The sequence below is a fragment of the Mycobacterium sp. genome (genome assembly GCF_044370595.1).
Taxonomy (GTDB): domain Bacteria; phylum Actinomycetota; class Actinomycetes; order Mycobacteriales; family Mycobacteriaceae; genus Mycobacterium.
In genome coordinates, this window is sequence record NZ_JBILVF010000101.1 from 1 (window position 1) to 12242 (window position 12242).

Genomic DNA, 12242 nt, shown 5'->3' on the forward strand with positions numbered 1-12242 from the left:
GTCGATCAGGACGTAGTCGTAGCGATCGAGCACCGGGCCCAGGGCCCGGCCCAGCGTCTGTTCACGGCCCACTTCGTTGACCAGTTGGATTTCGGCCGCGGAGAGGTCGATATTGCTGGGGATCAGGTCCAGACCGCCGACTCGGGTGTGGATGAGTACGTCGTCAACCGGGACCCGTGGTTCCACCATCAGGTTGTGCACCGTATTCGCCAGCTCGTGGTGTGGCACACCCAGACCTGCTGACAGCGCCCCCTGGGGGTCAAGGTCGACCAACAGCACCCGGCGGCCGTACTCGGCCAACGCCGCCCCGAGGTTGATCGTGGAGGTGGTCTTGCCGACGCCGCCTTTCTGATTGCACATGGAGATCACCACAGCCGGTCCGTGGCTGGTCAGCGGCTGCGGTGTGGGGATCTGCCGAGGCGGACGGCCGGTGAGGCTGGCCGCGATGTCGTCGTGCTGGTCGGTCACGCCCTAACTCCTAAACCGGGCCGGTCCAGCGGGCGAACCGGCGGCGTGGCGAACATCGGCGAAAGTCTATCCATGGCCGCTGGCCTACTGTGGGCGCATGGCCGTTAACGACCGCTTGCCCTTCCTACGCTGGTCGTTCTGGAGGTTAGCCGTCGGGCTGCCGAGTGTCCTGCGCACCGGTCAGGTGGGCGACGGCCGCGAAGCCGCCGCGGTGCGCTACGTGGTCAGCCACGCCCGGGCAGGGAACCTTGACGACGTGATCGACACGATCGACCGGTTCGCCCGCCAGGAATCGATCCTGATCAACGTCGGCGACGAAAAGGGCCTGCTGCTCGACGGGGCGGTCCGGCGGTCGATGGGCGATGTCGCCTCCGGGCTTGCCCTCGAATTGGGTACCTACTGCGGCTACGGCGCGTTGCGGATCGCCCGGGCGGCACCTCGGGCCAGGGTGTTCTCGGTGGAGATGACCGCCGCTAACGCCGAGAACGCCCGGCGTATCTGGGCCCATGCCGGAGTGTCCGACCGGGTGACCTGCGTGGTGGGGACCATCGGCGACGGCGGGATGACCTTGAACGCGCTGGCCGGTCACGGGTTCGTCCCCGGCGCGCTGGATTTGCTGTTCCTCGACCACAACAAAAACGCCTATCTGCCCGACCTGCTCAGCATCCTCCGACGCGGCTGGCTGCATCAAGGCAGTGTGGTGGTGGCCGACAACGTCCTGGTCCCGGGCGCCCCCAAGTACCGATCCTTCATGCGGCGCAGCCCGCAGTTCGACACCATCGAGCACCGGACACACGCCGAGTACACCAAGATTCCGGACCTGGTGCTGGAATCGACGTACCGGGGCTGATGCTGAGGTCGCCCGTCAGGCTCTCGGGTGGGCGCCGGCCCACACCTCCCGCAGGGCGTTCACGGTAACCAGCGTGTAGATCTGCGTCGTGGTCACCGACGCGTGACCCAGCAGTTCCTGCACCACCCGCACATCGGCGCCGCCGTCGAGCAAGTGGGTGGCAAAGGAGTGCCGCAGCGTGTGCGGGGAGACCGCCGCACTGATACCGGCCCGTTCCGCGGCGTCCTGCAAGACCTGCCAGGCGCTTTGCCGGGACAGCCGGCCACCGCGGGCGTTGAGAAAGATCGCTCCCCCCGGTCCGGTCCCGCGCCCGCGCTGGGCTAGATCGGGCCGCCCCCGCACCAGGTAAGCGTCCAGGGCGGCGATAGCAGGCCGGCCGACGGGCACCAGCCGCTGCTTGCCGCCCTTGCCGCGCAGCAGAACCGACCTCGCCTCGGTGTCGATGTCGTCGACGTCCAGGCCGACCGCCTCGGAGATACGCGCGCCGGTGGAGTAAAGCAGTTCGAGCAGGGCCCGGTTGCGCAGGGTCAGCGGGCCATCACCCGGGCCGCCGCCGCCGGCACCCTCCAGCAGTGCCAACACCTCGTCGAGCGCCAGGCTCTTGGGCAGCCGGCGGGCCGGGGTGGGTGGCTTGACTGCACGGGCCACATCGAGGTCGATGACGCCCTCGGCCGCAGCGAAGCGGTGCAGTCCGCGCACCGCGATCAGGGCCCGGGCCGCCGACACCGCCGACAGCGCGGCGGCACCGGTGTCTGGATCACCCTTGCGCAGCGCCACCAGAAAGTCGCTGACATCGGTCTCTATCACGTCGCGCAGATCGACGGTCCCGCGTCCTACCAGATGGTCGACGTAGCGGCGCAGATCCCGTCGGTAGGAACTGATCGTGTTGACGGCCACCCCGCGCTCGATGGTCAGATGGTCGAGATAGCCCTGGATCTGGGCATCCAGCGCAACGGCGAATGTCGTCACAGCTGCCCCCGCCGTGCAGCAAACGCCGTCGGCCGATCCGGCCATGGTGCTGTCAGCGCCCGGGTCGGCTTACCGTCGACGATGACGGCGTGCGCGGCCAGCACCCCGGCCGCAGCGGTGGCATTGACGATCTCCCCGGCGAGCACTCGGTCCACCGCCTGCCGCAAGTCCACCCAATGAACGGTGAGATCTGCCTCCTCATGGTCGGCTTCCGGCCGGCCGACGTCCTCCAGGCCCCGCGCCAGGTAGACCCGCACCGACTCGTCGCAGAATCCCGGCGAGGAGGCGACGTCGATCAACACCCGCCAGTCCCGCGCCACCAGACCGGTTTCTTCCTGAAGCTCCCTCGCTGCCGCCGATGCCGGGTCCTCCCCGGGTTCGTCGAGCAGACCCGCCGGCAGCTCCCACAGACGCCTGCCCAGGGAATGCCGGTACTGGTACACCAGAGCCAGTTGCTCCTGGTCGTCTACCGCAGCCACCGCCACCGCACCGTAGTGTTCGACAACCTCACGGATTGCGGTCACCCCACCGGGCATGCACACTTCGTCGGTACGCAGCGCGATAATGCCTCCGCGAAAGACGGTTTCGCTTGCGACCGTCTCAAATGCGTGGTCAGCCACGGGCATGGTCCGGCAGCGGCTGCGCGACGCTGGAACTGCTTGACCCACCGGGATGCTCATTGCCGTTGGCATGGTGCTCGGGAATCTCGACCGGCAGACGCTCGGCCGCCTTGTAGTCGATCGCCGCGCCGATGAAGGCGGCGAAAAGCGGATGCGGCCGCGTTGGCCGACTCTTGAGTTCCGGGTGGGCTTGGGTGCCGACCAGGAAGGGGTGCACCTCAGGGGGGTACTCCACGAACTCGACGAGGTGTCCGTCCGGCGAGGTTCCGGAAAAACGCAGCCCGCTCTCCGCGATCTTGTCACGGTAGGAGTTATTCACCTCATAACGGTGCCGGTGGCGCTCAGACACGTTGGTGGACTGATATGCCTGGGCCACAACCGATCCCGGCTGTAGTACCGCAGCATAGGCCCCCAGTCGCATGGTTCCGCCGAGGTCGGCCTGCCCAGCGACGGCGTCACGTTGGTCGGCCATGGTGGAGATCACCGGATCTGGCGTCGCGGGGTCGAACTCAGCCGAGTTGGCTTCGGCCAAACCAACCGAACGGGCTGCTTCGATGACGATGCACTGCAGCCCAAGACACAGCCCCAGCAAGGGCAAACCCCGATGACGCGCATAGCGGATGGCACCGATCTTGCCCTCGATGCCGCGAATGCCGAACCCGCCGGGGATGAGCACCGCGTGCACGTCGTCCAGCACCGACGCTGCGCGCGTGTCGGTCTCGCAGTCGTCGGATGCCACCCAGCGCATCTCCACCTTGGCCCGGTGCGCGAAACCACCCGCGCGCAGCGCTTCGGTCACTGATAGGTATGCGTCGGAAAGGTCGATGTACTTGCCTACCAGTGCGATTCGCACCGTCTCCTGCGGGTCGTGAACCCGCCGCAGTAGGTCGTCCCAGGTGGTCCAATCGACGTCTCGGAACGGCAGGTTGAGCCTGCGCACCACGTAGGCGTCGAGTTCCTCGCGGTGCAGCACCTTCGGGATGTCGTAGATGGAGGGCGCGTCCGGCGTCGAAATCACACCGTCGATGTCCACGTCGCACATGAGCGCGATCTTCTCCTTCAACGGTTCGGGGACATCCCGGTCGCACCTCAGAATCAGCGCATCCGGGGTGATGCCAATGCTGCGCAGGGCAGCCACCGAATGCTGAGTCGGTTTGGTTTTCAGCTCACCCGACGGCGCTAGATAGGGCACCAGCGAGACATGCAGGAAGAAGCAGTTCTCCCGGCCGACTTCGTGGCGAACTTGGCGGGCAGCCTCCAGGAACGGCTGGGACTCGATATCGCCTACGGTTCCGCCGACTTCGGTGATCACCACATCTGGCCGCTTACCCGCTGCGTCGGGCTGGGCCATTGCCAGGATGCGGTTCTTGATCTCGTCAGTGATGTGAGGAATTACCTGCACCGTGTCGCCGAGGTACTCGCCGCGACGTTCTTTGGCGATGACCGTCGAATACACTTGGCCGGTCGTGACATTGGCCGAACCGGTCAGGTTACGGTCCAGGAAGCGTTCGTAGTGACCGACGTCAAGATCGGTCTCGGCACCATCCTCGGTGACGAACACCTCGCCGTGTTGGAACGGGTTCATCGTCCCGGGGTCGACGTTGAGGTACGGGTCGAGTTTCTGCATGGTGACCTGCAGGCCGCGGGAAATCAGTAATTGACCAAGGCTGCTCGCGGTCAGACCTTTGCCGAGCGAGGATACGACGCCGCCGGTCACGAAGAGATGCTTAGTCGCGGCCTGAGGGTGCTTGCGCAGTGCGGGCAAGAGCGGCCTCCGTGACGACGGCGCAGGACTTTGTTTGTGCCAGCCGAATCAGCGCCGAGCTGCGCTGAACGTCTGGTTGGGGCCTGCCGACCCACGGAAATTCACCCTAACACCGACGGCGAGACGGCGGCGCTGACACACCGGCGACCACGGCACCGAACTACTGCACCGTCACCGATGCCGCGCCGGCCCCCACGCCGTACTTGCCCGGTGGGGCGCCGCCGATCATGCTCTGCAGAGCCAGAACCGAGGTGATCCGGCCGGATGCTGCGCCGATATCGTCCACCGTGGTCATCGCCCGGGCCAATTCGGCATCGCCGCGGGCTATCGCGAGTGCTGCGACGCCGGCTGCCGATCCGTCCCGGCCGGCCAGCACCACACCTGCGCCGTGCGATGCCAGTGCTGCGGCGAACCGGGCCACGTTCAGTCCCTGGTTTCCGGCATCGTCGGCCAAGCCTCCTCCGGTGATCACCATGGCGGTGTCCGCCGCACCGAGTCGGTTGCCATAGGCCAGGAACCCGGTGTCGCGGAGGGCAGCCAGAACTGTGTCGCGCGCGACATCGCCGACCGGGACAATCTTCGGATCACGATTGACCAGCAGGGCTATCCCGAGCAGGTCTCCTGCCTGTGTACTGGGGTCCGTCAGAGCGGTGTTCAGCCGGGTCCCGGCCGGAACGATGGGCGAGTTGACCACCGACCGCAGTTTCTCCGCGGCGTTGCCCTCGACGAACTCCGCGGTGAGACCGATCGTGCCAGTAACCGTTCCGCCCGCCTGGCCCACCAGTCGGGCTACTGCGTCGACGTCTCCATCCTGGGCGTCGGGCGTCCGGAACAGCACCACTGATTGACCCGTCAATGCATCGCGGACAATCCGGTTAGACATCTGGGTGTCGAATTGATCTGCTGCCGAGAGCTTTTGGCCTAGCGCGTCATTCTCGGCGCGCAGCGCGCCGATCTGCGCCTGCAGCGTACCGTTGTTCCCGCGTAGGCCCGACACCATCGGACCGGACAGCAGCCGGGCGCCGAGCACCAGCCCGAGGGCGAACGCCAGGAACACCGCCGCGAGCCAGTAGACGCGGCGCCGCGCCGACCTCATGTCAGGTCACCCAGCTCTGCAACCACAGCGAGAATCGCTGCCAATAGTTCGTCGCCCAGTCGACGATTGCAGTGTCGGTTTGGGACACCCACAGCGCGGCGATAACGGCGAGCAGGACGGCCAACACCAGCAGCGCTATCGCTCCACCAGAGATGTGGCTGCGATACAAGGTCGCCACAGCCTTGGCGTCGACCAGTTTCTCTCCGACCTTCAGCCGGGTCAGGAAGGTCGAGGGGTTGCTCTGCGCGCGGGTCCGGTCAAAGAAGTCTTCGATGTTGGCCGACTGACCAGCCGTGACGATCAGCGAGGCCCCATGGTGCTCGACGAGCAGCAGCGCCAGATCCGAGGCCGAGCCGGCGGCCGGGAAAGTCATGGCGCCGATTCCCAGATCCTGGATGCGCTCCAAGCCCCCGGCGTGGCCGTCGGCATCTGCCGGCAGCACCACCTGAGCACCGCAGCGCAGGACTTCGGCGCTCATCTGTTCGGGGTTGCCGACGATGAGCTGGGGCCGGTAACCACCTGCCCGCAGGATGTCCGCGCCGGCGCCTACACCCACCAGCACGGGCTGGTATTCCTTGACAAATGGTTTGAGAGCCTTGAGATCCTCTGCCGCTCCCGGGCCGTCGGCGACCACCACGACGTGGCGGCGGTAGACATCGACGTCGATATCGGGGATTCCTATTCCGTCGATCAGCAACGGGCTCTCGCTGCGAATGAACTCGATGGTGTTGCCGGCGAAGGCTTCCAGGTGGTGAACCAGCCCGACTTTGGCGTCGTGCATGAGATCAGCGACTTCTTCGTCGGTGCGCTCGACGCCGTGGACGAGCCTGCGGTCGCCGGAGTACACCCCGCCGTCGTGCAGTCGGACCTTGGCGCCGTCCTTGACCTTCTTGAAGGCTTCCGGCCCGGCGTTGTCGACCAGCGCGATGTTGTTGGCCAGCAGTACCTCGGGGCCGAGATTGGGGTAGCGGCCGGAAATCGACGGCGAGGCGTTGACCACCCCGACCACACCGGCGTCGACCAGTGCGTCAGCGGTCACCCGGTCGAGATCGAGAACGTCCAGGACGGCGATGTCGCCGGGGCCGACCCGGCGCAAGAGCCGGTCGACGTCACGGTCAACCCGGGCGGTCCCGATGATGCCCGGTCGTGCAGAGGAACGCGAGAGAAGAGCTGGCATCTTCATGGGAGCGATTCTGTCGGCGGCAAGTAGTAAAGCGGGGTAGGCGCGCCGTAACAACAGCCCCAGAAGTTTCTTCCTGTCACTTCAGTAACACTGTCACTTCAGTAACACTGTCACTTTCGGGTCAATCGTCGGACCGCGTACCCCGCTCCGACCGGGCCGCGACGAGAAGTTCCCGCGCGTGCGCACGGCCGGTATCGGACTCCCCCAGTCCGGCCAGCATCCGGGCCAGTTCGGCGACGCGCTGCTCGTCGTCGAGGCGACGCACCTCGCTGGAGGCCCCGCTGCTGTCGACCACCAGATGGGTGTCGGCATAGGCGGCGACCTGCGGCAGGTGGGTCACCACGATGACCTGCCGGCTGCGCGCGAGGCGAGCCAGCCGACGTCCGATCTGCACGGCTGCACGACCGCCGACGCCGGCGTCGATTTCGTCGAAGACCATGGTGGTCCCGTCCGCCGAAGCAGCCAGCACGACCTCCAGGGCCAACATCACCCGTGAGAGTTCGCCGCCCGAGGCGCTTTTGCTCAGCGGCAGCAGGTCGGTGCCGCGGTGCGCGGTGAAGCCGAACTCCACCACGTCGATGCCGTCGGATCCCGCGTGTACGAGCTCCCCCGCCGGCAACCGCAACGGGGCCGCGTCGTCGTCACGGGCTGCCATGGTGGTGACACTGATGCTGAAGTCGGCGTCGGCCATCGCCAAGCCGGACAACTCCTCGGTGACGGCGCGCGCCAACTCATCGGCAGCACGGGTTCGCATCGCGGTCAGCTCGGTAGCGGCGCCCGCCACCTGAGCGGCGAACTCCTCGACCCGACGGGACAGACCTGCCAGCGCTTCTTCTGAAACGTCCAGTCGCGCTAGAGCCTCCCGGGCCTCGGCCGCCCACCGCAGCACACCGTCGACGTCTGCGGCGTACTTGCGGGTCAGGCTGCGCAGTTCGGCCTGTCGGTTAAGTCGGGTTTCCAGAGCACTGGCGTCGGTTGGCAGGTCCGCCAGGAACCCTCCGAGTTCACTCGCGACGTCGCCCAGCACGCTCAGCACCTCGGAAAGCCGACCACCCAAACCGCCCAGGAAGGTATCGCCGCTGGACTCCAGCATGTCGCAGGCGCCAACGAGAAGTGCTATGGCAGAACGGTTTTCTGTATCCGCGTCATCGGTTCCGGATAACGCCGCCTTGGCGCCGACCGCTGCCTCGCGCACCGCGTCGAGTTCGGAAAGCCGACGGATCTCGGCGACGAGCACCTCATCTTCTCCGGGCGCCGGATCGATTCGATCGATCTCGGTCAGCGCGAACTTCAGCCGGTCTGCCTCCTGGGCCATTTCCCGGGCCCGATTGGTGCGGTCAACGAGGTCGCGCCAGGCGACCAGCCACTCGTCGCGCAGTTTCCGGTAGCGCTCCAGCGCCGGCGCCGCGCCGGCGAAACGATCCAGGGCAGCGCGTTGCTCGTCCGTGCGCATCAGCCGCAACTGATCGTTCTGGCCGTGCAGGGTCAGCAGGCCGGTGGTGAAGGTGGTCAATGTCTTTGCTGGGACGCTGCGGCCGCCCAGGTAGGCGCGGGATGGGCCTTCCCGGCTGACCGACCGCAGAGCGATGACGCTGCCGTCGTCATCCCGGTCGGCGCCGGAGGAATCCAGAATGTCGGTGATCTGCCCGGCGGTGGCGGAGTCGAGATAGTCGGTGCTGAACCGGCCCTCAACCACCGCCCGGCCGGCACCCGATCGGACCCGGCTGGCATCGGCACGGGCTCCGCCAAGTAGATGCAGTCCGGTCACCACCATGGTCTTTCCGGTACCGGTCTCCCCGGTGAGCACGGTCAGTCCGCGGTCGAACTCCGCGGTGGCCGAGCTAATCGCGCCCAGCGATTCGATCCTGATCTCCGCCAACATGCTTCGAACGCGACCTACTGCTCGCGCCAACTGGTCACCGGCAGGCGGAACTTGCGGACCAGCCGATCGGTGAAGGGGGCACTGTCCAACCGGACCCACTTCAGCGGGGTCTGGCATTTGGTCACCTGAATGCGTCCGCCGGCCGGCACCGCGGCCTCCCGGCGCCCGTCGCACAGCACCAGCGCATCGGGGTTATCCGGGTCCACATCCACGGTGATCACCGCGTTGGGGTTGGTGACCATGGGCCTGGCGAACAGCGCGTGGGCGTTGTTGGGCACCACGATGATGGCTTCCAGATCCGGCCACACGACCGGCCCGCCGGACGAGAAAGCGTATGCCGTGGAACCCGTCGGGCTGGAGACCAGCACACCGTCGCACCCGAACGCCGACACCGGCCGACCGTCGATAGCCACCACCACGCCGAGAACCCCCTGGTGGCTGCCCTTCTCCAAGCTGGCCTCGTTGAGCGCCCATCCTCGGGAGAGCACCGTGCCGTCGAGGCTGACCACCACGTCGAGGGTCATCCGGTTCTCGATGCGGTAGTCGCGGGCGATCACGTGCTCGAGGATGGAGTCGATGGCCTCGGCCTCCGCCTCGGCGAGGAAGCCGATGCGACCGAGATTGACTCCGAGCACAGGGATTTCGGCGTTACGGGCCAATTCGGCGGCCCGCAGGAACGTGCCGTCGCCGCCGAGCACCATGACCAGTTCGCAACCTTCGGCGGCGTGTTCGTCACTACCGGCCAGTTCGATGTCGGCACCGGTGCCGCGAAGATCGTCGTGATCCATGTGCAACGAGCCGCGGTCGACGGCCTCGCGGGACAGCAACCGTAAGCGGATACCGCTGTCCCCCAGTGCTCTACCAACTCGTCGGGCGGTTTCATTCGCTTCCGCGCGGCCTGGGTTAACGATCAGCAGGATGGTGCGAGTGGCGTCGGTGGTGTTCATCGGGGCCCCTCCGCGACGGCACGACGCACCTCAGCCTCCAGCGCCTCACCGACCAGTGGGTTGCGAGTCTGGGCGCGCAGCCACAGGAAGTACTCCACGTTTCCCGACGGGCCGGGAAGTGGGCTGGCAGTGGCCGCAACGGAGGGCCAGCCGAGTTCAGCGGCGCGTCGGCTGACCGCCAGCATGGCGACGGTCCGCAGATCGGGGTCGGTGACGACACCGCCCGGCCCGACCTGGCTGCGGCCCACCTCGAATTGCGGCTTCACCATCGGAACGATATCGGCGTCCGGGCCGGCGCACGCAGTGAGTGCGGGCAGCACTGTGGACAGCGAGATGAATGACAGGTCGGCAACCACCAAGTCGACCGGCCCGCCGATCAGCTCAGGCGTCAGATCCCGGACGTTGGTGCGCTCGATCACCGTCACCCGCGGGTCGGACCGCAACGACCAGGCCAGCTGGCCGTATCCCACGTCCACAGCAGCCACTTCGGCTGCTCCCCGGTCCAGCAGCACCTCGGTGAACCCTCCGGTCGACGCTCCGGCATCCAGCGCCCGGCGTCCCTGCACATCAATGCCGAACACCTCGAGCGCACCAATGAGTTTGTGTGCCCCGCGGGAGACCCAGGTGCGTTCGGCTGGGCCCTCCACGGCGATCCGCGCGGTCAACGCGACCGCGGTCGCCGGTTTGGCCGCTGGCATACCGTCGACAGTGACCCGGCCGGCGACGATGAGTTCAGCAGCCTGCTGCCGAGATCTCGCCAGACCTCGGCGGACCAGCTCGGCGTCGACCCGGGCACGCCGCGTCATGGCCAGTTTCAGCCCTTCTCGACCGATTCCAGTGCGTCGACCAGAATCTGGTGCGCTTCCGCCAGACGACGGCCCACTGCGTCGATGGCACCAGAGTCGTCGATAGCACCAGAGTCGTCTATAGCACCAGAGTCGTGGGCGGCCGCGCCGCCTGCGGCGTCTTCGCTGCGGCTGGGCTCGATACGGGGCAGGTCTGCCAGGACAGCGTCGACTTGCGCCCGGATAACTTGAGGATCGGTGTTCATATCGGCGTTCACGCTAGCTGATCGCGCCCGGAGCGCTGCGACCATCGGGCTCGGCAAGCAGCGACCAACGCCGCAAAGCCGCCCGCGCGATGTCGTCCCCGGCCCGTACGGCGACCGGGGCGTCGGCGTCCCATACCGCGCGGGCTGTGGCACGCACCACCGAGAGGTCGTCCTCGCCAGGATCCTGACCGGTCGCCGTGACGGTGACCGAATCGGCCCCGACTTCGGTCTTCCACGCTGGGTGCGCGGCGACCGCCAGGCTTCCGGCATCTGCAAGCAGGCATCGCAAATCGAGACCGATGTGGGTGGGACGCTCATCGGGGTGCGCGTGTACCGCGTCACGAGCGGTGCTAACCCCGGTGAGCACCATCAGGCTTGGCAATCGGGCAGCATTCGCCCCGGCGATGTCGGTGTCCAGACGGTCGCCCACCACCATCGGGCTGACGAAATCGCCGCGGGCCAGGGCGTCGTACATCACTCCCGGAGCCGGCTTGCCGGCCACCAACGGCTCTGCGCCGGTGGCCGTCTTCAACGCGGCGACCAGAGATCCATTGCCGGGGAGCAGACCGCGCTCGGTCGGCAGAGTCGGGTCGAGGTTGGAGGTAACCCACAACGCGCCGGAGCGGATCGCCAGGGCCGCCTCGGCGAGATCGGGCCAGCCGATAGTCATCGACAGGCCTTGCACCACGGCGACCGGGTTCTCGACGAACTGCCGAACAGGGTGCAGACCGACGGCGGCGACTTCGCCCGCCAGCGCTTCAGTGCCGACGATCAGCACTCTGGAGCCGATCGGAAGCTGCTGGGCGAGCAACCGTGCGGCGCTCTGGGCGCTGGTCACCACATCCTGAGCGGTGGCGGTGAAACCGAGTTCGAGCAGGTGTGCGGCGACATCGGCCGCCGACCGGGTGGCGTTGTTGGTCACGTAGAGGGCACGCCCGTCAAACGACTCGAGGGTCTCGACCGCGCCGGCGGTGGGCACATGCCCGCGGAACAACGTGCCATCCAGGTCAAGTAGCAGGCAATCAGACTGCACAGCAAGCGATTTCATAGGCTCAGCTCATCGATCCGGTCCTCAGCGTCGGTGACACCGTCAATATCAGCGGCCGCCGAGTGCAAGAACCACTGCAAGGCCTCATCGGTGCGCCCCAGCGCCAGGAGTGTCTCGGCGTAGGCGTAGAACAGCCGCGCGGGGGTGGAACCCATGCGGGTCGGATCCAGCGGCGGGGAGGTCAGCACCGCCATCGCCTGATCGAGGTTGCCAAGATCGGCGCGGGCGCCGGCGGCGACGATACGCATCTCGTCGGCGTCGTCACCGGTGAGTTGGGTGGCTTCTGCGCTGCGGGCGAGTTCGATGGCTCGCTCCGGGCGTCCCACCCCGCGCTCACAGTCAGCGATGAGCGGAAGCAGTTGT

General features: G+C 67.0%; 13 protein-coding genes. 1 reads left to right on the forward strand and 12 read right to left on the reverse strand.

Features of this window, described 5'->3' with window-relative positions:
* Positions 1–468, reverse strand: a 468-nt coding sequence (locus ADBZ5N_RS12975) for a ParA family protein (RefSeq protein WP_526257925.1), incomplete at its 3' end; no start/stop codon positions are given.
* 97 nt (positions 469–565) lie between these two features.
* Between ADBZ5N_RS12975 and ADBZ5N_RS12980 the strand changes: the two genes are divergently transcribed.
* Complete coding sequence (locus ADBZ5N_RS12980) at positions 566–1318, forward strand: O-methyltransferase (protein ID WP_526257927.1); 753 nt, start codon at positions 566–568, stop codon at positions 1316–1318.
* Between the two features lie 15 nt (positions 1319–1333).
* On the opposite strand, the gene xerD is transcribed toward ADBZ5N_RS12980, so the two are convergent.
* The 11 genes from xerD to ADBZ5N_RS13035 all read right to left on the reverse strand — a co-directional run.
* Entirely contained in the window at positions 1334–2287 is a 954-nt protein-coding gene (gene xerD / locus ADBZ5N_RS12985; RefSeq protein WP_526257929.1) for a site-specific tyrosine recombinase XerD, read from the reverse strand.
* Positions 2284–2913, reverse strand: coding sequence for an NUDIX domain-containing protein (locus ADBZ5N_RS12990; protein ID WP_526257931.1), 630 nt, complete (start codon positions 2911–2913; stop codon positions 2284–2286). The genes xerD and ADBZ5N_RS12990 overlap by 4 nt, the downstream gene beginning before the upstream one ends.
* Complete coding sequence (gene pyrG, locus ADBZ5N_RS12995; protein WP_526257950.1) at positions 2900–4663, reverse strand: CTP synthase; 1764 nt, start codon at positions 4661–4663, stop codon at positions 2900–2902. Before pyrG ends, ADBZ5N_RS12990 begins: the two co-directional genes overlap by 14 nt.
* A 169-nt stretch (positions 4664–4832) precedes the next feature.
* A complete protein-coding gene (locus tag ADBZ5N_RS13000) occupies positions 4833–5768 on the reverse strand; it encodes a copper transporter (RefSeq protein WP_526257933.1) in 936 nt (311 codons plus the stop codon).
* A gap of 1 nt (position 5769) precedes the next feature.
* Positions 5770–6951, reverse strand: coding sequence for a putative cytokinetic ring protein SteA (steA, locus tag ADBZ5N_RS13005; protein ID WP_526257935.1), 1182 nt, complete (start codon positions 6949–6951; stop codon positions 5770–5772).
* A 121-nt stretch (positions 6952–7072) separates the two neighbouring features.
* Positions 7073–8833 (reverse strand): DNA repair protein RecN, encoded by a 1761-nt coding sequence (gene recN / locus ADBZ5N_RS13010; protein ID WP_526257937.1) that lies wholly within the window; start codon positions 8831–8833, stop codon positions 7073–7075.
* 14 nt (positions 8834–8847) lie between these two features.
* Positions 8848–9780, reverse strand: a complete 933-nt coding sequence (locus ADBZ5N_RS13015) for an NAD kinase (protein ID WP_526257940.1) — start codon at positions 9778–9780, stop codon at positions 8848–8850.
* Positions 9777–10586, reverse strand: a complete 810-nt coding sequence (locus ADBZ5N_RS13020) for a TlyA family RNA methyltransferase (RefSeq protein WP_526257942.1) — start codon at positions 10584–10586, stop codon at positions 9777–9779. The genes ADBZ5N_RS13015 and ADBZ5N_RS13020 overlap by 4 nt, the downstream gene beginning before the upstream one ends.
* Before the next feature lie 8 nt (positions 10587–10594).
* Entirely contained in the window at positions 10595–10831 is a 237-nt protein-coding gene (locus ADBZ5N_RS13025; protein ID WP_526257944.1) for a hypothetical protein, read from the reverse strand.
* A 13-nt stretch (positions 10832–10844) separates the two neighbouring features.
* A complete protein-coding gene (locus ADBZ5N_RS13030; RefSeq protein ID WP_526257946.1) occupies positions 10845–11879 on the reverse strand; it encodes an HAD hydrolase-like protein in 1035 nt (344 codons plus the stop codon).
* The coding region (locus tag ADBZ5N_RS13035; protein ID WP_526257948.1) for a tetratricopeptide repeat protein at positions 11876–12242 on the reverse strand (367 nt) is incomplete at its 5' end. The genes ADBZ5N_RS13030 and ADBZ5N_RS13035, both read right to left, overlap by 4 nt.

Coding starts and splice junctions, on each gene's coding strand:
- steA (WP_526257935.1), bottom strand. CDS start 6,951: ATGAAGATGCCAGCTCTTCTCTCGCGTTCCTCTGCACGACCGGGCATC.
- ADBZ5N_RS12990 (WP_526257931.1), bottom strand. CDS start 2,913: ATGCCCGTGGCTGACCACGCATTTGAGACGGTCGCAAGCGAAACCGTC.
- ADBZ5N_RS13000 (WP_526257933.1), bottom strand. CDS start 5,768: ATGAGGTCGGCGCGGCGCCGCGTCTACTGGCTCGCGGCGGTGTTCCTG.
- ADBZ5N_RS13030 (WP_526257946.1), bottom strand. CDS start 11,879: ATGAAATCGCTTGCTGTGCAGTCTGATTGCCTGCTACTTGACCTGGAT.
- ADBZ5N_RS13015 (WP_526257940.1), bottom strand. CDS start 9,780: ATGAACACCACCGACGCCACTCGCACCATCCTGCTGATCGTTAACCCA.
- ADBZ5N_RS12980 (WP_526257927.1), top strand. CDS start 566: ATGGCCGTTAACGACCGCTTGCCCTTCCTACGCTGGTCGTTCTGGAGG.
- ADBZ5N_RS13020 (WP_526257942.1), bottom strand. CDS start 10,586: ATGACGCGGCGTGCCCGGGTCGACGCCGAGCTGGTCCGCCGAGGTCTG.
- recN (WP_526257937.1), bottom strand. CDS start 8,833: ATGTTGGCGGAGATCAGGATCGAATCGCTGGGCGCGATTAGCTCGGCC.
- ADBZ5N_RS13025 (WP_526257944.1), bottom strand. CDS start 10,831: ATGAACACCGATCCTCAAGTTATCCGGGCGCAAGTCGACGCTGTCCTG.